Raw genomic sequence first — 20,309 nt, forward strand, 5'->3', positions numbered from 1 at the left:
TTGATGCCAGGTGTTACAAAAAAGCCGGAACATGACACCATGTTCCGGCTTTTTTGCGTTTAGGTACGCCGTTCTATCGGTGGATGGCTATACCATCAACCACCGAGATAGGCATTCTGAACGTCCGGGTTGGCCAGCAGGTTTTTTCCGGTATCGTGCAGGCGGATGCGTCCGGTTTCCAGCACGTAGCCTCGATCCGCCAGGTTCAGTGCCTGATGCGCATTCTGTTCCACCAGGAACACAGTAATACCTTCTTCTCGCAGCTTCCCGATGATCTCGAAGATCTGTTTGATCACCAGCGGTGCGAGCCCAAGCGAGGGCTCGTCCAGGATGATCATATTCGGTTTGCTCATCAGCGCCCGCCCGATGGCCAGCATCTGCTGTTCGCCACCTGACATGGTGCCGGCCCGCTGATGTTCCCGTTCCTTCAGGCGCGGAAACAGTTCGTAGACGTGGTCCTGGCTTTTGCGGATTTCCGATTTGGTGTTGAAAAAACCGCCCATGTGGAGGTTCTCTTCAACCGTCAGGCCGGAAAACACGCGCCGGCCTTCCGGCACAATGGCAATGCCCGAGCGCATGATGTTGGACGTGAGATCACGGGTGATGTCCCGCCCCTGAAGGATCACTCGGCCAGAGGTGGCCTGGGGATTCCCGCAGACGGTCATCAGCAGGGTGGTCTTACCGGCGCCATTGGCACCGATCAGCGACACGATCTCACCTTTCTTTACTTCAACAGAAACCCCGTGAAGTGCCTCGATCTTGCCGTAATGGGTATGGACGTCTTCTAGTACAAGCATGGTTATTCCTCAGGCCTCACCCAGATAGGCTTTGATGACATCATCGTTGCGGCGAATCTCATCCGGTGTGCCGCTGGCCAGGGGGCGCCCCTGGTTGATCACATTAATGCGGTCGGAGATATCCATCACCAGACTCATGTCGTGCTCAATCAGCACCACAGAGACGTTGTAGTCTTCCTTAAGGCTGATAATCAACTGATTCAGGTCTTTGGTTTCGGCCGGGTTCAGGCCGGCAGCGGGTTCATCCAGCATCAGCAGTTCGGGCTCGGTCACCATGCAGCGAGCTATCTCAAGACGGCGCTGTTGGCCATAGGCCAGATTGCCAGCTTCCCGGTTCGCCATGTCCGTCAGCCCCACCCGGTCCAGCCAGTAGGCGGCCCGGTCCAGCGACTTTTGTTCTTTCTCCCGATAGTTGGGCGTATTCAGTATGCCGGAGAGCAGGTTGGTGTTGAGGTGGCGGTGCTGGGCCACCAGCAGGTTTTCCACCACCGTCATACGGCTGAACAGCCGCACGTGCTGAAAGGTTCTGACCAAGCCAAGACGGGAAATCTTATAGTCTGGCTTCCCCTGGATTTCGCCTCCCTTGAACAGGATCTTGCCACCAGTAGGTTTGTAGAAACCGCTCATGCAGTTAAACACCGTGGTTTTGCCGGCTCCGTTGGGGCCGATGATCGCCACAATCTCATGTTCCCGTACGTCCAGCGACACCTGATCCACCGCCAGGAGCCCGCCAAAGCGCATCGACAGATTCTGTACTTCAAGCATTATCCGTCACTCCTGCTTTTTCAGTTCAATGTGGATGCGTCGCATGGGCAGCAGGCCTTGCGGGCGCCAGACCATCATCAACACCATGGCCGCGCCGAAGATCAGCATCCGGTACTCGGAGAACTCCCGCGCCAGTTCCGGCAGTATAGTGACCGCTATTGCGGCGAGAATAACCCCCATCTGGGAGCCCATGCCACCCAGTACCACAATCGCCAGAATGATGGCCGATTCCAGGAACACAAAGGATTCCGGGCTGATAAAGCCCTGCTTGGAGGCGAACACCGTACCAGCAAAGCCGGCGAAGAAAGCGCCGATGGTAAAGGCGGAAAGCTTGACCGCAGTCCGGTTCAACCCCAGGGATTTAGCCGCAATCTCATCTTCTCGCAGGGCTTCCCAGGCACGGCCTACCGGCATGCGCATCAGGCGGCGGATAGCGATAGCGGTAATGACGGCCAGTACCAGAGCGATCAGGTACAGGAAAATCACCTTATGCTCACCGCTGTAGGCAATGCCGAAGGTTTCATGGAATGACGTGTTGCCTTCCTCCTTGACCCGGCGACCGAACTCCATGCCGAACAGGGTAGGGTCGGGAATGCCGCCAATACCGTTTGGCCCGCCCGTCAGATTGGTCATGTTGTTCAGCAGGATGCGGATGATTTCCCCAAACCCGAGTGTGACGATGGCCAGGTAATCCCCGCGCAGTCGCAATACCGGAAAGCCGAGGACCAACCCGAACAGGGCTGCTAGCAGGGCACCGATCGGTAGGGCGAACCAGAATGAAACGCCGTAGTACTGCGACAGCAGGGCAAAGGTGTATGCCCCTACAGCGTAGAAAGCGACGTAGCCCAGATCCAGCAGGCCGGCCAGGCCGACAACCACATTCAGGCCCAGGGCCAGCATGACGTAGATCAGTACCAGGGTGGACAGATCCACCGCGCCGCGAGAGGCGATAAATGGCCAGACGAGAGCGCCTATGATCATCAATGTGAGCAGGGTCGATTCCAGTTTCAGCCGCTTGCTCTGTTCCATGGGCTTGCGGTTGGCCAGCGGGTTTACCGCGGGCAGTTGCCGCAGCGACCCCATCAGGTTGTCCCGGAACAACTGGAACAGGAAGACGGCAACCGCTGCCAGCAGCACACCGACGATGGTCGAGGTCTTGGCCCCTTCAAGGGTAACCGTAGTGCCTTCACTGGCCAGGTTAAATCCCAGAATGGGGTACGAAATGATCAGGGTGACAATGGCGCAAAACAGCGCGTGTTTCAGGTTATGAGCAGCCATCAGATCTTTTCAACCTCCGGTTTGCCGAGCAGGCCGGTGGGTTTGAACAGCAGGATCAGGATCAGCAGTCCAAAGGACACAACGTCCTTGTATTCGCCGCTGAGGTAACCGGAGGTCATGCTTTCGGCGACGCCGAGAATAAGCCCGCCCAGCATGGCGCCGGGAATACTTCCAATACCCCCCAGGACGGCGGCCGTAAACGCCTTCAGCCCTGCAATGAATCCAAACAGCGGATCGATGGAGCCGTAGTACATACCCAGAAGCAGGCCCGCGACGGCTGCCAGCGCGGCACCGATCACAAACGTTGCTGAAATGATGCGGTTGGTGTCGATGCCCAGCAGATTGGCCATGCCCAGATCCTGGGAAACGGCGCGACAGGCGCGGCCGATGCGGGAGCGGGAAATAAACAGGGAGAGAATCGTCATGCAAACCAATGTGGTCGCGAAAATGGTGATCTGCATGTAGGTAATTGAGGTCTGGAATGAGTCTTCGGCACCAAAACGAAAGCCGCCCTCAATCAGCGCAGGGAAGCCGATGTTGCGCGACCCCTGGGCGAGGTGAACGTAGTTCTGGAGGAAGATGGACATGCCAATGGCAGAGATCAGCGGAATCAGGCGATGCTTTCCTCGCACAGGGCGGTAGGCCACCCGTTCCACCGCCCAGCCCATGGAACTGGATACAATCATCGCGCAGACCAGCGCCACGATCAGTATCAGCGGCAACCAGGCGATGCCCAGTGCGGCGAGGCCGGTAATGGCGATAAGCGCCGTGTAGGCACCGATCATATAAATTTCACCATGGGCAAAGTTGATCATGCCAATGATGCCATAAACCATCGTGTAACCGATGGCGATCAGGGCGTAGGTGCTCCCGATCGTCAGCCCGTTAATGAGCTGCTGGATAAAATACAGGAGGTCTTGCATCTGTGTGGGACTCCGATAGCCTGCCCCTTCCACTGCATGCAGGCTCGGCCCGGGGTGCCGGGCGTACTGGATACAGGATCATCAGGGGCCTAGAAAAACACCTTCTCCCGGATCGCGGTGAGAAGGTGTTCTCATAATTACCGTTTGTTAACGATTGCGGCTTAGTTTACCGGAGTTTTGCTGCCATCTGAATGCCATTCGTAGACAACAAACTCAAACGATTCCATATCGCCCTTGCCGTCGTACTCAACGGTACCGATGGGCGTCTGGAATGTGCCTGCGCGCAGCGCTTCGGCAACATCGAACGGATCCGTTGATTCGGCGGCTTCAATGCCATCGGCAATCAGCTGTACGGCGGTGTAGGACGTCAGTACGAAAGGACCGGACGGATCTTCACCTTTTTCTTCAAAGGCCTGGACCAGTTCCTGGTTTTCGTCTTTCTCGTCGAAGCTCGGTGGCAAGGTGACCAGCAGGCCTTCGGCTGCATCGCCGGCGATAGTGTTGATGTCCTTGTTACCGACGCCTTCCGGGCCCATGAAGGTGGCGTCCAGATCAGCCTGGCGAGCCTGGCGCAGAATCAGGCCCAGTTCAGGGTGGTAGCCGCCATAGTAGACGTAGTCCACGTCGGCCTGCCGGAGCTTGGTGACCAGTGACGAGAAGTCCTTGGCGCCGGCGGTAATACCTTCGAACATGGCCACTTCAACACCGCCTTCTTCGAGGGTGTCACGAACAGCCGTTGCGATGCCTTCACCGTACTGCTGCTTGTCGTGAATAACGGCAACGCGTTCCGGCTTCTGGCTGATCAGGTAGTTGGCGGCGACCGGGCCCTGCATGCTGTCCAGGCCGATGGTACGGAAAACCAGCTCATAACCACGCTCGGTAATATCCGGGCTGGTGGATGCCGGCGTCACCATCAGGATGCCTTCATCCTCGTAGATGTCGGACGCCGGCTGAGTGGAGCTGGAGCACAGGTGCCCAACCACGAAACGTACGCCTTCGTTCACCATGTTGTTGGCAACGGTCACGGCCTGCTTGGGGTCACAAACGTCGTCCTGTTCAACACCGACGAGTTTTTCTCCCATGACGCCGCCATTGGCATTGATCTGTTCGATCGCCATGCGGGCACCGGAGAATTGCATATCACCGTACTGGGCGACAGGGCCGGTCATGGGCCCTGCGATACCGATTTTGATTTCGGCGGCCGCTTGGCCGGCGCCCATCACGGCAATGGAGGTTGCTACAGCGGATACGAGTTTCTTGACTGGTGTTCTCATTGGGTCTGTCCTGTTTTGTGTCAGGGTTTTTCTTATGTTCTCAGCGATGTAAACAAACACCACACCTGCCACCTTGTCAAGCGGGCAGCGTCAGTGAATGTGCCGGAACGTCGACGATTGTTTTTCCGACATTAGAAGAGCAAAGAGCATGCCGGCCTGCCGCATCAGGCGTCAGGCTGGTCCCCGTCGTCGGTAAAAATCAGTTTCCGGAAACTGTCGTGATCCCTTAACTGTTCGAAACTAGGGTCGACGGAGGCGTCGTCCTTATACGCCTCAGAGATATTAATCGCCTTTTGCAGCGTCGTCACAGCATCGTCCCAGCGACCGATTTCGGCATAGGCGCAGGCCAACTGGTAGTGTGCATGACCGTTTTCAGGAGCCAGTTTCAGGGCGCGCTGGCAAAGGCTGATCGCCCACAGTGGCTCCTGCATTTCCAGCACCGCATCGGCCTTGTAACTCAGTGCCTCCACGTCGTCAGGCCGAAGATCCAGAATCGTATCGTAGGCAGAAATCTTGTTCTGTTGAGAGGTTTCCTGACTGGCCTTCAGCCAAAGGGAGTGCACTTCGTTGGTGCGTTCGATCTCGGCCTGGTTCTGATGAATGATGTCGGATTTCTGCTTCAACTGGTCTTCGATGAATTCCAGCCGCTTTTCATATTCAACGACCAGTTCGTTGACCCGCTTCTCGGCAAGGCTGGTGAGCTGGTTTCGCATGTCGCGAATCGAATTCCAGCCAATGACTACGAGAATGGAGGTGGCGCCAGCAATCAGGTAGAAGAAGTAGGTAACGGTGTCGGTGGCGTAAGACATGGTTTTGTCAGCCACCGAGAGTTCCTTGTCCACAACCTTCTCGATCAGCTCGGCGCGGGTGTTCATCATTTCCTTGCGCAGTGCTTTGGTTTCCTCCAGCAAGTACAGCTCGACAAACGGTGTATACATGGGTTCTTCCGCAGTGTCGATTCGTTGCTGCACGTCCTCGGCGCTAAGGTTCTCACCCGGCTCCTGGGCCATGGTGAAGGAACTGAATAACAGTGCGATCAGGCCTGAAGCGAAGAAGGTTGTCAGACGCTTCCAGGAAGGGCTGTGCAGGAGGGGGTTAGGTGTTCGGGTGTTCATTGGGCCGTGTCCGTTTTTGCGGAAATTGAACAAGAGGGTGACCTTAGCATAGTGGTTGGCGGAAAAATGCGAAAATTCGTAAAAGGACCGGCAGGTCAGTGCAATACGCGCCGATGGGTGTGGGCAGTACTGCTTGCAAAATCAGGAGCAAAGACCTCTAATACTTAGTGTTATAAATAATTCGGCAAAACGAAGCGGAGTGGTGCGTTGAACAATTATGAAGAGGTTTTGGTGGCGTTGCGCCGGGTGATTCGAGCAACTGACCTGCATTCCAAACGTCTGAGCAAGCATGCAGGCCTGACGGGGCCGCAATTGCTGATTATGCGCAGCATCCGCGATCTGGGTGAGGTGACTATCGGAACCATTGCCGACAAGGTGAGCCTGAGCCAGGCAACCGTGACCACGATTCTTGATCGGCTGGAGCATCGTAAGCTGGTTTACCGTGTTCGCAGCACCCAGGACAAACGCAAGGTTCATGCGCATCTGACGAGTGAGGGTGCGGAAATTCTCTCGCGGGCACCGAACCCGCTTCAGGAAGACTTCACACGGAAGTTCCAGAGCCTGGCGGAGTGGGAGCAGACCATGATTCTGGCTTCGTTGCAGCGGGTGGCCAATATGATGGACGCCGACGATATCGATGCTGCACCGATGCTCACGGTGGGCTCAGTGCTAAAGGATGATGGCTGGAAGGCTGATGACAAGTCCTGAGACGATGGCACCGGCTTCAAGGATTATTCCGGCATTTTTGCGATGATCTCAATGGATTGGTACCAAGCCGCCAGATCAGAAATCTGTTGATTCGTCAGGTTCTTGGCGACCAAAGACATCATCTCGTGCTCCCGTTTGCCACTGCGAAAAGCTTTGAGTTGTTTTTCAATATAAATCTGACTTTCGCCCGCAAGATTGGGTGCGACTGGGATCTTCGCTATCCCGTCCAGGCCGTGGCAGGTCTTGCACTGGGCTGCGAGTTTCCGCCCCTCGGCAGGGTCTGCGCCCTGGGCCACTGGGCTCATCGCAAGAAAATATGCCAGAACCGCTATTGTTGAATAGGCGGCTCTGGCTTTTCTTGCCGCATGATTTTTCCAGAGAGCCGGAGGATTCCCACCTGTTTTGGGAATCATGAGCCGGAACCCGTGTACGCGATTCTGTATACAGCCCCGGCCAAATCATCCGAGACCAGCAGTGAGCCATCTTTCAACTGGGCTACATCAACCGGCCGGCCGAGGTATTCACCGTTTTCATCCAGCCACCCTTCGGCGAAAGGAATCGTTTCGCCACTAATATTGCCTTCGGCGTCCACCGGCGTGAACATGACCCGTGCTCCGACCGGAACGGTCCTGTTCCAGGAGCCATGTTGCGCTGAGAAAATTCCGCCCTGATATTGCTTCGGAAACATGTTTCCGGTGTAAAACATCATGCCCAGATTGGCCGCATGTGCCGTTGTCTCAGAGACTGGGAACACCACCTCTACCGGCACTTCCTCGCCTTTGTATTCGTTGGTGCGAACATCACCGCCTCCGTACCAGGGATGGCCAAAATGCTGGCCCATGGCGGTCTGGCGATTGATTTCTCCAGGTGGGATATCGTCGCCCATGCCATCGACCTGATTGTCCGTAAACCACAGTTCGCCGGTATTAGGGTTAAAGTCCTGCCCCACAGAGTTGCGGACACCACGTGTGTAGATTTCACGTCCGCTGCCATCCTGATTAACCCGGATAATCCCGCCAATGCCCCACTCATTGAACGTGTCCAAGTGTTCTTTCGGCGCAACATTGTAGGGTTGCCCGAGCGAGATGTAGAGCTTCCCGTCCGGGCCAATGTCGCAGACTCGGGCGGTATGGTTGTAACTGACGAACTGCTCAGGGATCAACTCGCCCCCTGGAATCACCTCTGAGGCGACTACATCGCCCCCCTCAAAGAAGAACTCCGCGGCCGGATACGCCAGTACCCGGTTTTGTTCTGCAATGTAGAGTACGCCCGACGGCGAAAAACAGGGACCGTTGGGGACGGACTTGGCCAGCGACGGTGCGAAATTCTTTACTTCATCGGCCACGCGGTCTTTATCCCGGTCGGTCATTGCCCAGACTTCGGTTTTACGGGTTCCGACAAAGGTAACAACACCCTGGGGGCCAACCGCCATGTGTCGCGCGTCGGGAACGAGTGCGTAGAGGCTTATTTCAAACCCCTCGGGAAGTGTTATTTTCTGCAGGGTCTTGCGAATAGCGTCGGCGCTGTCACTCTTCTGATCGATCACAGTGAACTCGGCTTTCCCGGTGGTCTGGAAGTTGCCAAGCTTTTTGAGAGTATCGTCAGATTGGCTGTGAGCGAAGGGGATGAAAGCAAGGCCCACAGCCACGCACAGGATTGAGTTGTTCTTGTTCATTGTTTTGCCACTCCCTTTGACTCAGCGAGTCGGAAGCCGGTGACCCTCGGGTCACCGGTGCTCGGTTATTGCTCATGTCAAAGCGAGTAAAGACAACGGCTGCATAGGCGTCAAGGCAGCCCTGCAGTGGTCAGACCAGTAGTATTAGTGGACGCTTGATCCCTTGCGGGGTTTGTTCCCGAAACACACCTGAAACACGTCGTTGTAATGCTTCGCAAAATTCACCGTCAGGCCTTCTTTGAGGTATTCCGGTAGCTCTTTATAATCCCCCCGGTTTGCCTCCGGCAGAATCAGGTTGGTGAGTTTCTGGCGGCGGGCAGCGATGACTTTTTCGCGGATGCCGCCCACGGGTAGTACCTGGCCGGTGAGCGTCAGTTCGCCGGTCATGGCGATGTTCTGCTGTGGCGATTCGCGGCGGGCGATGGACAGCAGGGCGGTGGCCATGGTGACGCCCGCGCTGGGGCCGTCTTTGGGGGTAGCGCCTTCGGGAACGTGCAGGTGCACGAAGGATTTGTCGAAGAAGGTCGGGTCGCCCTTGAATCGCTTGAGGTTCGAAGAGACGAAGCTGTACGCGATTTCGGCGGACTCTTTCATGACGTCGCCCAGTTGCCCGGTGAGTTTGAAGCCACGCTGGCTGCTGTGGATGCGTGAGGCTTCGATGCTCAGGGTGGCGCCGCCCATGGCGGTCCAGGCCAGGCCGGTGACTACGCCGGTGCCTTTCAGGGATTTCTCTTTGCGGAAGGCGGGTTGACCCAGATAGGTTTGCAGGTCGGAAACGCCGACTTTCACTGGTTCATCTGGGTTTTCCAGCAACCGCACAATGCCCTTGCGGATGACTTTGTGCAGCAATTTTTCCAGGCTGCGGACGCCCGCTTCACGGGCGTAGCCTTCGATGATCTGTTTGATGGCGGCGTCGGTAATGTTCATCTGCTTTTTCAGCAGGCCGGCTCGTTTTAGCAATCTGGGCATCAGGTGATGCTTGGCGATGTCGAGCTTTTCCTCGGTGATGTAGCCGGATAGCCGGATGACGTCCATGCGGTCCAGCAGTGGCCGGGGAATGGTGTCGAGCTGGTTGGCGGTGCAGATGAACAGGACCTTGGACAGGTCCATGCGCACGTCCAGGTAGTGGTCCAGGAATTCCCGGTTCTGTTCCGGGTCCAGGGTTTCCAGCAAGGCGGAGGCCGGGTCGCCCTGGAAGGAGGCGCCGATCTTGTCGATCTCGTCCAGCATGATCACCGGGTTGGACACCTTCGAGTCTTTCAATGCCTGCACGAATTTGCCAGGCATGGCGCCGATATAAGTGCGGCGGTGCCCCTTGATTTCGGCTTCATCACGCATGCCGCCCACGCTGAATCGATAGAACTCGCGGCCGAGGGCATCGGCGACGGAATGACCGATGGAGGTTTTGCCCACGCCAGGCGGACCGACCAGCAAGAGGATGGAGCCGCTGACTTCGCCCTTGAAGGTGCCTTCGGCCAGGAACTCGACGATACGGTCTTTCACGTCGTCGAGTCCGTCGTGGTCACGGTCCAGAATGCGGCGGGCTCCCGCCAGATCGAAATGGTCCTCCGACGTCATGCCCCAGGGCACCTGGGTCAGCCAGTCCAGATAATTGCGGGTAACGCCGTATTCCGGAGAACCCTGCTCCAGCACCTGCAGTTTCTGAAGCTCGTCGTCAAAGCGTTCCTGAACCTGTTCCGGCGGATTCAGGCTTGCCATACGCTCGTGGAAGCGCTCGGCATCGGCGGTTTTGTCGTCCTTGGCCATACCCAGTTCGCGCTGGATGACCTTGAGCTGTTCCTTCAGGAAGAACTCACGCTGGTGTTTTTGCACCTTCTCGTTCACTTCTTCGCTGATTTCACTTTGCAGGCGGGCCACTTCCTGTTCTTTCGCCATCAGCAGGAGTACTTTTTCCATACGCCTGAGCAGCGGCACGGTATCGAGTACTTCCTGCAATTCCTGGCCGGGAGCGCTGGTCATGGAGGCGCCAAAATCCGCCAGGGGAGAGCTGTCATCCGGTCCGAATCGGGAAAGGTACTGTTTCACTTCTTCGCCATAAAGCGGGTTGGTGCGCAGCAGCTCCTTGATGGAACTGATGATGGCGAGGGTATAGGCTTTCAGTTCGTCTGCGGCTTCTTCCGGTTCTTCAGGGTACTCCACTTCCACCAGGTAGGGCGGCCGGCGGCGAAGCCATTGGGTAATGCGAAAACGCTGCAGCCCCTGGGCAATGAACTGGACTTTGCCGCTTTCGCCCTGGGCGTGATGGACGCGCACGGCGCAGCCCACGGTTTCCAGTTCCTCGCTGCCGGGAATGCCTTGCTCAGGATCGCTGTCTTCCACAAAGCATATACCTAGCACCTTGTGGTCGGTTTCGCCTACACGCTTGAGGGTTTCCTGCCAGGGGTTCTGGTTAACCACAATCGGCTGCACCTGGGCCGGGAAGAAAGGCCTGTTCGACACCGGTAACACGTACATGCGGCGGGGCATCTGCTGTTTCGGCAGTACCAGGCTTTTGCTGTTCTCGTCCTTGCCGATGTACTCGGTCAGGTCTTCTTCGGGAGCCTCAAAAGAGTCGTTGCGGTTGTCGTCGTTCATGCCGTATACGCATCCTCCAGGGAATTTCATCCGGGCAGTCGCTCCGGTCCTATTGCCTATGTAACGGCAACGGGGATTATTTCAAGGTAGGTGCCGGTATTTACTGCCAGCGAACAGAGCCGACGGCAAAACCTTGAATTCGGGCTCTCAGCCCCCACTTCCAACAACAATCCGTTATGACATTTCAGGAAATTACTTTCAGGTGCCATCCATGAGCAACTCGCCTTACATTTTTGAAGCCACCATGGACAACTTCCAGCAGGATGTGATGGAAGCGTCCTCCAAAACGCCCATATTGATCGATGTCTGGGCGGAGTGGTGCGCCCCCTGTAGGCAATTGATGCCGCTACTGGAAAAGCTGGCGGATGAGTACAAGGGCGGCTTTATGCTGGCCAAGGTCAACGCCGACGAACAGCAGCAACTGACGGGTAGCCTGGGCGTGCGCAGCCTGCCTACTGTGATCCTTGTGAAAGATGGCCAGGCAGTGGATGGCTTCAATGGTGCATTGCAGGAGAGCGAGATCCGCAAGGTCCTCGACAAGCACATTGAGATACCGGAAGACGAGGAAGCGCCCTACGACAAGGCCCACAGATTGTGGGAGGAGGGTGACGTAGAGGCGGCGCTGGCCGTGCTGACAGAGATGAATCGTAGTAACCCGGACGACCTGAAAGTATTGATTGATCTTGCACAGTTGAAGGCTGAGCTCGGTGACCTGGAAACCGCTGAACAGGTACTGGAAAGCCTGCCGCCGGAAGAAAAGATGCAGCACCAGGCCAAGCAGTTGGCGGCCCGGCTGAAATTCCTCAAGGCCTCAGCCGAATTGCCCCCCATCCACGAACTGGAAGATGCACTGGATAAAGATCCGAAAGATCCTAATGCCCTGCACCTGCTGGCGCTGCATCACATCCTTCAGGAAAACAACGCCGAAGCGATGGAATTGCTGATTCGCCTCATGCGTGTGGACAGTAAGTATAAGGATGAGGTCGCTAAGACCACGTTGATTGAGCTGTTCGACAAGCTGGGAAATAACAACCCGGATGTGCGTACCTATCGGCGTAAGCTGTATACGTTGATGCACTGATGCGGCCATTCCGGACGCGGGTATCGGTTGTGAAACCGTTCCCCTTCCAGGATGGAGCGCCCCTTTTTGCTACACATTTTTCTGTGATCTTCCTATAGTGATTGTTGCCGGTCTGACCGGAACAATCCTACCAACGGAGAAAGCAGGAAAGCTTGATGCCCCTTCAACAGCGAGAAAGAACGTCAGCGGCAGACACGTTTCTAGCAAATGAAGCTGATCTGATTCACTGCCTTTATCAATCACTGCAGAATCAGACCGGATTTCATGATTTCCTGGCGATGCTGATGGTCTCTGTAAATGGTTGTGCGGCCCAGCTCTCGTTTGTACGCAGAGCGCCGAGAGCGATTGAGCATATCTGGTATGCCGGTTTATCCGATGAGTTCATTGGGTGGTATCTGGATAACAACATGATTGCCCATGACGCCGTGACCAACGTCGCCATTACCCAGGCTCCCGGCACTTTCCACTCGGCTCTGCCCCTTATTGAAGACGGCCCTCCGGGTGATCAGTACGACCGCTGGGAGTCGGATCACAGCATGCTCGATTCGGCATGGCTGGTTGTCGATGCCTCAGACACACACATCGTAATGCTGACTGTGCAGCGCACAGTCGCTCAGGGGGGCTATCTTCCCTCCGAACTTGAGGCGATGGATCGTCTGATTCCCTTTATCCGTCAGTCCGTCAGCCTGGCGGAAACCTTTCATCAGAACCCACATTCCGAAAAGGCGTTGTCGACGTTTATTGAGCTAGTGTCGGACGCTGCGTTTGTTCTGAACAGTCGTGGGCGCCTGATGGTATCGAATCAAAGGGGGGAGGCGTTTCTGGCTACGGACCGAACCATCATGTTGCGGCAGCAACGCTTCACGTTCGGTGACGACGTTGCCCAGAAAACCTTCTTTCGAACGATTACCCGAGTTGCCCGTGCGGATCTGGAAGGACGTACCTATGAGCCGGAAACGCTCGTTATACCTAGGCCAGAGAGAGCGCCTCTGCTGATGAGCCTGCGCCCTCTTGAGCACAGCGAGTTCCTGACAGGCGGTGTGCTGGTAACGGTGATCGATGCAGAGTCGAGAGCGCTACCTGATGAGGCGACTATTCGGCAGTATTTCTCGCTGACTGGAGCGGAAGCCCAGTTGTGCAAGGATCTGATTACAGGCATGAGCTTGAAGGATATCGCGCACCGGCGCCATAAAAGCGAGGCAACGGTCCGAAGCTATCTGAAGCAGGTTTTTCTGAAAACCGGGCAGAGTCGGCAGGGCCAGCTCATCAGCACTATTCTGTCATCGCTGCTGCGGTAAGGTGAGCGGGGGGACTGGAGCAGCTGGTGCGGGCAGGAAAAACCCGCACCGCACCAGCTTCCGATCATTCACTGGTTTTGATCAGAACGGCCAGGCCAAGTTCATCCGGGTCTTCGTTGGTTTCCTGCCACTTCAGGGTGAAAATGCCGAGACTTGCTTCTTCATTGAAGAAGCCGTCCAGAAGGGTGGTTCCATCACTGCCGGCAATCGTTATTGAGGTCTTTCCGGCGCCGCCGAGAGACACGGCTGCCTGCGTTTCGACGGTATCTGTGGTGACTTCGATGTCGCCGGCCAGGCCGGACTTTCGAACTTCGAAAAACGCACCGTCGATGGCGCCGGTCGTTTCTGATGTCATTGTGAGGAAGGTGTTGAACTTACTGGAGGACATCAGAAAGTCTTCACCACTGCCCAGCTTCATGGACGTCAGAAGCATGCGGTACTGGTTGCCGGTAACCGTCGGTGCTGTTTCTGGTAGCTTGACCAGCAGGGTTTTGCTGGTCTCCGCGTTGTACTGGTCGCCCTCGGCCTCGGCAAACGCCATGAAGTTAAACGTGTCGTTGATGAAGCCGTCCGCGGGCTCGCCGCCGGCTGAGGCTATGTCGCCGTTTGTGGCGATCACCATGGGCTGGTCAGCCTCCGGAGATTCAGACAGAACGCTGTAGGTGGGGCCGGAGGACTCCAGGCCAATCTGGTGACCGCTGACCTGGCCGTAGTCGTAAGTGCCATCGCCGTTGAAACTGAGAATGTTGGTTTCCGTTGCCAGTTCAGTGACTCCCCCGGCTATCCAGGATTCAATATATACCCGCCCAAAGGTTCCGGTCAGATCCGAGTTCTGGAAGGCCTCGGGTTGACGGCTGAACACCTCAAGTGAACGAAATACTTCGTCACCCGTTTTCTGTTGGGGGTCGACGGCATCTTTTTCGCCATCACTGTTTGTGTCGACAGTTGCATAGCGCACAGCTGCTTCATTGGATAGGACGAAGAAGAGGCCGGTATCTGTTACTTGCTGCAAGTTGTAGGTATGGGCGGGATAGCGCCAACCATGGTCACCACTGATTTCCTCCTCGAATTCGCCGGAGATCGACAGGATGCCGTTGTCAGTGAGGGTTGCTGGAAAACCTTCGTCAATGTCTTCCGAGCCAACTTCGTAATAGACGCTGCTCTGGTTCAGTGCCGAGCCGGTCAGGCTACCATAGGCGCTATCTTCCGCGATATGGGTCACCGAGATGTTGCCATTTCCGTTGTTGGCGAAGCTGAAAGTACTGGCCCACAGATCGTTGGCATAAGTGCCAATGTCGTTGCTTTCGCTGTCGTGTAGAGCAAAGGAGAAGGCAGCGCTGCGATAGTTGCCGGTGATGCCAGAGCCATCGCCTTTGTCGGATTTGGCAACTGCCACTTCGTTCTCGACGAAATCACCAATAGCGTTTTCCAGTGTAGCAAAGGCCTGCTCAAGGTTTGCCGAGCCAGACAGTGAGAGGTCAAATTCTTCGACGCTGCTTTCAAGTTTTACAACGTCGGTCACCACTAACTGGTCGAGTTCGGCGCCCTGGCTGATGAATTTTCGGAGTACGAACTCGGAAACCGGCGAGATATCAACGTCTTGGTCCACCACTTGTGCTCGAAGGGCGGTGTCGTTCTGCCCAGTGATCCGAACAATCAGGTTTCCGGCCAGGTTGACGTTCTGAGGTAACGTAAGTTCGTAGTCGCCGGTGATTGAGGTCACGGACGTTGCCAGCACCTCGCCAACCTGCTTTCCTTCGTTATCTACACGGATCAGTTCAACCGTCGCACCTTCAATCGGGTCCAGGCCTGTGACGGCGGCTGCGACCGGTGAAATAAAGAAATTCAGGGCGAATTCGATGGCGCTGGGTGGGATCTCGAATGCAACTGTTGCAGCGGGCGCCGAGGCAGTACCAGAAATTGAAACGTCGGAAGTGTTGCTGCTCTCTGATGCATCGCTGTTACTCGATGACCCGCCGCAACCGGCGAGCAGGAGTGAGGAGGAAAGAGCGCTTGCAAATGCAATGTGGTTTATTTTTTTCACTGAAGACTCCTAAACAAACAGTCAGTTTGGTGAGGCTTGAGACTAGCATCGGGCTTGTCAGGAAAACGCCCTCATATGGGGGTAATTCGGAGTTCGAAGGTAGTGCAGGGTTACGAAGGTGCGGGGAGGGGGTAATGGTTTATATCCAAGGCGCCGGCACGGCGACGCCTTGGTTCGGTGACAGAAAGGTGTTAGCCGTTACCCTTCTTCATCTCTTCATACTCATCCTCAAAGAAGAACTTCTCCTCTCCAAGGGCCGGTTCCAGCTCATGCAGCCACGTGGCTGTTTCGCTGTACTTGGCAAAGAACGGGCGCTGTACCCAATCCGGGTTGCGGGCCTGGATGAACCGGAGCACGAACACTTTTTCGCCGTTGATCTCGGTGATGCCCTGTACCTCAACCTTGCCGGGGCCAGCGCTCATTGACGGGCCGCGGGCGGTGCGAGCCAGGCCTGAAACCTGCTTGATGGCTTCGCGATAGATGTTAAAGGCTTCTACCAAAGGCACTTCGAAGTAGTTCTTGGCGCCGGTGTCCCGCTCCACAAACATGTAGTAGGGGATGATGCCCAGCTGTACTTCCTTATCCCAGAGCTTCGCCCAGTCGTCCGCGTTATCGTTTACGTGTTTGATCAACGGACCCTGGGCGCGGATTTCGGCACCGGTGGCGCGCAGGCGGCGGATGGCTTCTTCCGCGATATCGGTGGTGATTTCCTGCCAGTGGTTGTAGTGCGCCATGATGGCCACGTGCTTACCGGCGTCCACAAGGCGGGCAAACAGATCAATCAGTTCGTCCGCATCCTTGTCGGTCACAAAACGGTATGGCCAGAAGGTCAGCGCCTTGGTGCCGATGCGGATGGTCTGGATGTGATCAAACTCCGGCTGCAGAAGCGGCTCCAGGTACTGGACCAGATTTTTGGTTTTCATCACCATGGGGTCGCCACCGGTGACCAGCAGATCACTGACTTCGGTATGCTCTTGCAAGTAGCCGTGAAGCTTTTCTGCTTCGGTGCTGGCCATCTTCAGGTCCTTGTCGCCCACGAACTGAGCCCAGCGGAAGCAGAAGGTGCAATAGGAGTGGCAGGTCTGGCCCTGGGCCGGGAAGAACAGAACGGTTTCACGATATTTGTGCTGAACGCCGTCCAGGACTTCGCCGTTCAGTTCCGGCATGTTCATTTCCATCTGGCCGGCCGGGTGCGGGTTCAGCTCGTCGCGAATTTCTTTCGCCACGGCCTGTATTTCTTTCTTTTCCGCGCCCTCACGATGCATCTTTGCCATGCGCTCGTAATGCTCGTCCTTCAGCATGCCCTTCTGGGGAAACACCAACTGGTAAAGTGGGTCATTCGGCACTTTGTTCCAGTCGATCAGCTCATTGATCACGTATTCGTTAACGCGGAAGGGCAGCACGCTGGCCACCACCTTCATTTCAAACAGGGTCTCTTCAGGGAGATTCTGGATTACGTCAATTTTATCGAGCTGGCGGTCTGTGTAGACCTTGAAACGCCGCTCTTCGAACTCGGCGGTTGGAATCCGGTTCGGGAACGTGACGATGGAGTTCATAGATCGCCCTCTTTGGTTGTGAGCCATAGTCTGGAGGGGTGGGCGTTGCCACCGCTCCGCTGGTCAAAAAACGGGCAGGCGAGTATACATAAATCTGAAAGTATTTTCAGGTCTAATCAAATTGGTAGGAATCCTACGACCTTGGTCTGAATGTGCTTGTTTGAGAGAGAAAAAGGCGCCATTCTTACGTAAGTAACCGAAATAGTCCGACAGGCTATGGTGAATTTTCCTCAAAAATTGAACTTTCATGCCGAAATGTAGTAAAAATACTACCTAATCGTCGGTGTGGTTGTGCCGGTATGTGAATGCTACCTGATTCGCCTGGCCAAAAGCCGAGTGACGCAAGGGCGCTTCAGGCAGTAAAACTGGCGATCGTGTTCTATGCTTGTTCAAGGTAACGAACAGGCGGATATCCATAATAAAACGCTCTGCATTTCATCGCAGCTTATCGATATTGCAAGGCGCTCAGCTGCTGATCGTGGCGTGCGCTGCACTTTTTAATGCCAAGGGGAGGTTTGATGTACCAGGACGATGATCCCATAGAGACCAGTGAATGGCTGGATGCGCTGGAGTCTCTGATCGAACAGGAGGGCGTTGATCGCGCCAAGTACATACTCGAAAGGCTCTCCGAACGAGCCAGCCGCGACGGCACTGAGTTGCCCTATTCCATCACCACGCCCTTCCGCAACACGATTCCTGTCACCCAGGAATCCAGAATGCCGGGTGATCTGTTCATGGAGCGGCGTATTCGCTCGCTGATCCGCTGGAACGCCATGGCCATGGTGCTGCGGGCCAATCAGCGCCCGGGTGATCTGGGCGGGCACGTGTCATCCTTCTCCTCGGCGGCCACATTGTATGATGTTGGCTTCAACTACTTCTTCCACGGCGGTGACGAGAAGCGTGAATCGGATCTGGTGTATTTCCAGGGCCACTCCTCTCCCGGCATTTATGCCCGTTCCTACCTGGAAGGGCGTTTTGACGAAGATCAGTTGGACAAGTACCGGGAAGAGGTTGACGGCGACGGCCTGTCATCCTACCCGCACCCCTGGCTGATGCCGGATTACTGGCAGTTCCCAACGGTGTCCATGGGCCTCGGGCCGATCCAGGCCATCTATCAGGCCCACGTGATGAAGTACCTGCACAGCCGCGAGCTGATCGACATGGGGGACCGCAAGGTCTGGTGCTTTGTCGGTGATGGCGAGTGCGACGAGCCTGAAACCCTGGGTTCCATCTCTGTGGCTGGCCGCGAAAACCTCAGCAACCTGATTTTCGTGGTTAACTGTAACCTGCAGCGTCTCGACGGCCCTGTGCGTGGTAACGGCAAGATTATCCAGGAACTGGAAGGCGTGTTCCGGGGAGCCGGTTGGAACGTACTGAAAGTGGTCTGGGGCCGCATGTGGGATCCCCTGTTTGAGAAAGATCAGGACGGCCTGATGCAGCGTGTCATGGACGAAGCCGTTGACGGCGACCTGCAGAACTTCAAGAGCAACGGCCCGGCTTATACCCGTAAGCACTTCTTCGGCAAATACCCGGAGTTGTCCAAGATGGTGGAAAATCTCACCGACGAGGACATCAACAAGCTTAATCGCGGTGGCCACGATCCCTACAAGGTCTATGCAGCCTATCATCACGCCATTCACAACAATGGCGGGCGGCCAACGGTGATTCTGGCCCATACCATTAAAGGTTATGGCTTCGGTTCGGCCGGCGAAGCGCAAAACACGGCACACTCGCTCAAGAAGCTTGATATCGAGCAACTGAAGGCCTTCCGTGATCGCTTTGCGGTGCCGCTGAAGGACGAAGAGCTCAAGGACGTGCCCTACTACCGTCCTGCGCCGGACAGTCCGGAAATTGTCTACATGAACAAGCGCCGCCAGGAATTGGGTGGTTTCTATCCCAAGCGTCGCAAGGACTGTCAGCCGTTGCAGACGCCGCCACTGGATACCTTCAAGAACCTGCTGGAAGGCTCCAACGGTCGTGAGATCTCCACCACCATGGCGTTCGTGCGATTGCTGACGGCTCTGACCAAGGACAAGCGCATCGGTAAGAGAATTGTTCCGATCGTACCGGACGAGGCGCGTACCTTCGGGATGGAGGGCATGTTCCGCCAGATGGGCATCTACACCTCTGAAGGCCAGAAGTACGTGCCGGAAGACCGTGACCAGATCATGTACTACAAGGAAGACAAGAAAGGTCAGGTGCTTGAGGAGGGGATCAACGAAGATGGTTCCATGGCGGCCTGGATGGCAGCAGCGACTTCCTACAGCACCAACAACTTCCCGTTGATACCGTTCTACATTTTCTACTCCATGTTTGGCTTCCAGCGTGTGGGCGACCTGGCCTGGGCGTCGGGTGACATTCAGGCTCGCGGTTTCCTGGTGGGTGGTACCGCCGGGCGAACAACGCTGAACGGTGAAGGCCTGCAGCACCAGGACGGCCACAGCCACATCCTGGCTCAGACCATTCCCAGCTGTAAGGCCTATGACCCGGCTTACGGCTATGAGATGGCCGTGGTGGTTCAGCATGGCATCAAGGAAATGTTTGAAGATAATCAGAACGTCTTCTACTACCTGACCATCGAAAATGAAAACTACGAGCAGCCCGCCATGCCTGAAGGCAAGGACCGCAAGAAAGTGGAAGACGGCATCATCAAGGGCATGTACCTGCTGGATTCCGTTGAAACCAAGGGCCGTAAGAAAACGCCACGAGTTCAGATGATGGGCTCCGGTGCCATCCTTAATGAGGTGCGCGCGGCGGCGGAACTGCTGAAAGAAGACTTTGGTGTTGCCTCTGATATCTGGAGTGTGACCAGCTTCAACGAACTGGCCCGTGACGGCCTGCACATTGAGCGCTGGAATCGCCTGCACCCCGATGACACGCCCAAGAAATCGTACATCACACAATGCCTGGAGAAACAACAGGGACCGGTGGTGTCGTCCACGGACTACATCAAGTTGCTGTCCGAGCAGGTGCGTGCCTACATTCCGAAAACCTACCTGACCCTGGGCACCGACGGCTTCGGCCGCAGTGATACCCGCGAGAAATTGCGGAGTCACTTTGAGGTGGATCGTTACTACGTGGCAGTGACCGCGCTGGCAGCCCTGGCACGGGACGGTGAAATCAAGAATGACGTGGTTCTCGACGCTATGCGCAAGTACGGAATCGATCGCAACAAAACGAACCCGGTGCTGAGCTAAGGA

At 56.0% G+C, this 20,309-nt stretch carries 15 protein-coding genes; 4 read left to right on the forward strand and 11 right to left on the reverse strand.

The window, feature by feature from the left end:
- Nucleotides 1–95: 95 nt before the first annotated feature.
- The 6 genes from ACTRWH_RS07875 to ACTRWH_RS07900 form a co-directional block, all read right to left on the reverse strand.
- On the reverse strand, nt 96–797 hold the full coding sequence (locus tag ACTRWH_RS07875; RefSeq protein WP_007153092.1) for an ABC transporter ATP-binding protein: 702 nt from the start codon (nt 795–797) through the stop codon (nt 96–98).
- Nucleotides 798–806: 9 nt separating this feature from the next.
- Complete coding sequence (gene livG / locus ACTRWH_RS07880; RefSeq protein WP_300496508.1) at nt 807–1,562, reverse strand: high-affinity branched-chain amino acid ABC transporter ATP-binding protein LivG; 756 nt, start codon at nt 1,560–1,562, stop codon at nt 807–809.
- 6 nt (nt 1,563–1,568) lie between these two features.
- A complete protein-coding gene (locus tag ACTRWH_RS07885; protein WP_462826222.1) occupies nt 1,569–2,840 on the reverse strand; it encodes a high-affinity branched-chain amino acid ABC transporter permease LivM in 1,272 nt (423 codons plus the stop codon).
- A complete protein-coding gene (livH, locus tag ACTRWH_RS07890) occupies nt 2,840–3,763 on the reverse strand; it encodes a high-affinity branched-chain amino acid ABC transporter permease LivH (protein WP_007153089.1) in 924 nt (307 codons plus the stop codon). Before livH ends, ACTRWH_RS07885 begins: the two co-directional genes overlap by 1 nt.
- A 161-nt stretch (nt 3,764–3,924) precedes the next feature.
- Nucleotides 3,925–5,037: a high-affinity branched-chain amino acid ABC transporter substrate-binding protein gene (locus tag ACTRWH_RS07895; protein ID WP_462826223.1), complete on the reverse strand. Its 1,113-nt coding sequence runs from the start codon at nt 5,035–5,037 to the stop codon at nt 3,925–3,927.
- 164 nt (nt 5,038–5,201) lie between these two features.
- Nucleotides 5,202–6,047: a TPR end-of-group domain-containing protein gene (locus tag ACTRWH_RS07900; protein ID WP_462826249.1), complete on the reverse strand. Its 846-nt coding sequence runs from the start codon at nt 6,045–6,047 to the stop codon at nt 5,202–5,204.
- A gap of 312 nt (nt 6,048–6,359) precedes the next feature.
- Here ACTRWH_RS07900 and ACTRWH_RS07905 point away from each other — a divergent pair, with 312 nt between their 5' ends.
- Nucleotides 6,360–6,860 carry a MarR family winged helix-turn-helix transcriptional regulator gene (locus ACTRWH_RS07905; RefSeq protein ID WP_007153086.1) on the forward strand — a complete coding sequence of 167 codons (501 nt, stop codon included), beginning with the start codon at nt 6,360–6,362 and terminating at the stop codon, nt 6,858–6,860.
- A gap of 23 nt (nt 6,861–6,883) precedes the next feature.
- Here the strand turns inward: ACTRWH_RS07905 and ACTRWH_RS07910 are convergent, their stop codons facing one another.
- From ACTRWH_RS07910 to lon, 3 genes are all read right to left on the reverse strand, one after another.
- A complete protein-coding gene (locus tag ACTRWH_RS07910) occupies nt 6,884–7,273 on the reverse strand; it encodes a c-type cytochrome (protein WP_462826224.1) in 390 nt (129 codons plus the stop codon).
- Nucleotides 7,270–8,535, reverse strand: coding sequence for a PQQ-dependent sugar dehydrogenase (locus tag ACTRWH_RS07915; protein WP_462826225.1), 1,266 nt, complete (start codon nt 8,533–8,535; stop codon nt 7,270–7,272). The genes ACTRWH_RS07910 and ACTRWH_RS07915 overlap by 4 nt, the downstream gene beginning before the upstream one ends.
- Before the next feature lie 144 nt (nt 8,536–8,679).
- Entirely contained in the window at nt 8,680–11,130 is a 2,451-nt protein-coding gene (gene lon / locus ACTRWH_RS07920; RefSeq protein ID WP_462826226.1) for an endopeptidase La, read from the reverse strand.
- A gap of 211 nt (nt 11,131–11,341) precedes the next feature.
- Between lon and ACTRWH_RS07925 the strand changes: the two genes are divergently transcribed.
- On the forward strand, nt 11,342–12,211 hold the full coding sequence (locus ACTRWH_RS07925) for a tetratricopeptide repeat protein (protein WP_462826227.1): 870 nt from the start codon (nt 11,342–11,344) through the stop codon (nt 12,209–12,211).
- A gap of 155 nt (nt 12,212–12,366) precedes the next feature.
- Complete coding sequence (locus tag ACTRWH_RS07930; protein WP_007153081.1) at nt 12,367–13,509, forward strand: helix-turn-helix transcriptional regulator; 1,143 nt, start codon at nt 12,367–12,369, stop codon at nt 13,507–13,509.
- A 64-nt stretch (nt 13,510–13,573) separates the two neighbouring features.
- On the opposite strand, the gene ACTRWH_RS07935 is transcribed toward ACTRWH_RS07930, so the two are convergent.
- The gene (locus tag ACTRWH_RS07935) at nt 13,574–15,553 is read right to left on the reverse strand and encodes a hypothetical protein (protein WP_007153080.1); all 1,980 of its coding nucleotides are present in this window, start codon (nt 15,551–15,553) and stop codon (nt 13,574–13,576) included.
- A 191-nt stretch (nt 15,554–15,744) separates the two neighbouring features.
- Nucleotides 15,745–17,109 carry a KamA family radical SAM protein gene (locus ACTRWH_RS07940; protein ID WP_007153079.1) on the reverse strand — a complete coding sequence of 455 codons (1,365 nt, stop codon included), beginning with the start codon at nt 17,107–17,109 and terminating at the stop codon, nt 15,745–15,747.
- A 518-nt stretch (nt 17,110–17,627) separates the two neighbouring features.
- Here ACTRWH_RS07940 and aceE point away from each other — a divergent pair.
- Nucleotides 17,628–20,306: a pyruvate dehydrogenase (acetyl-transferring), homodimeric type gene (gene aceE, locus ACTRWH_RS07945; RefSeq protein ID WP_462826228.1), complete on the forward strand. Its 2,679-nt coding sequence runs from the start codon at nt 17,628–17,630 to the stop codon at nt 20,304–20,306.
- Nucleotides 20,307–20,309 lie beyond the last annotated feature (3 nt).

This window comes from Marinobacter sp. G5_S1_61_S3, assembly GCF_054968585.1.

Bases quoted from the DNA above. Each gene is read 5' to 3' on its own strand.
- livG (WP_300496508.1), bottom strand. From the start codon at position 1,562: ATGCTTGAAGTACAGAATCTGTCGATGCGCTTTGGCGGGCTCCTGGCG.
- aceE (WP_462826228.1), top strand. From the start codon at position 17,628: ATGTACCAGGACGATGATCCCATAGAGACCAGTGAATGGCTGGATGCG.
- ACTRWH_RS07925 (WP_462826227.1), top strand. From the start codon at position 11,342: ATGAGCAACTCGCCTTACATTTTTGAAGCCACCATGGACAACTTCCAG.
- ACTRWH_RS07875 (WP_007153092.1), bottom strand. From the start codon at position 797: ATGCTTGTACTAGAAGACGTCCATACCCATTACGGCAAGATCGAGGCA.
- livH (WP_007153089.1), bottom strand. From the start codon at position 3,763: ATGCAAGACCTCCTGTATTTTATCCAGCAGCTCATTAACGGGCTGACG.
- ACTRWH_RS07915 (WP_462826225.1), bottom strand. From the start codon at position 8,535: ATGAACAAGAACAACTCAATCCTGTGCGTGGCTGTGGGCCTTGCTTTC.
- ACTRWH_RS07900 (WP_462826249.1), bottom strand. From the start codon at position 6,047: ATGGCCCAGGAGCCGGGTGAGAACCTTAGCGCCGAGGACGTGCAGCAA.
- ACTRWH_RS07895 (WP_462826223.1), bottom strand. From the start codon at position 5,037: ATGAGAACACCAGTCAAGAAACTCGTATCCGCTGTAGCAACCTCCATT.
- ACTRWH_RS07940 (WP_007153079.1), bottom strand. From the start codon at position 17,109: ATGAACTCCATCGTCACGTTCCCGAACCGGATTCCAACCGCCGAGTTC.
- ACTRWH_RS07910 (WP_462826224.1), bottom strand. From the start codon at position 7,273: ATGATTCCCAAAACAGGTGGGAATCCTCCGGCTCTCTGGAAAAATCAT.
- ACTRWH_RS07885 (WP_462826222.1), bottom strand. From the start codon at position 2,840: ATGGCTGCTCATAACCTGAAACACGCGCTGTTTTGCGCCATTGTCACC.
- ACTRWH_RS07930 (WP_007153081.1), top strand. From the start codon at position 12,367: ATGCCCCTTCAACAGCGAGAAAGAACGTCAGCGGCAGACACGTTTCTA.
- lon (WP_462826226.1), bottom strand. From the start codon at position 11,130: ATGAACGACGACAACCGCAACGACTCTTTTGAGGCTCCCGAAGAAGAC.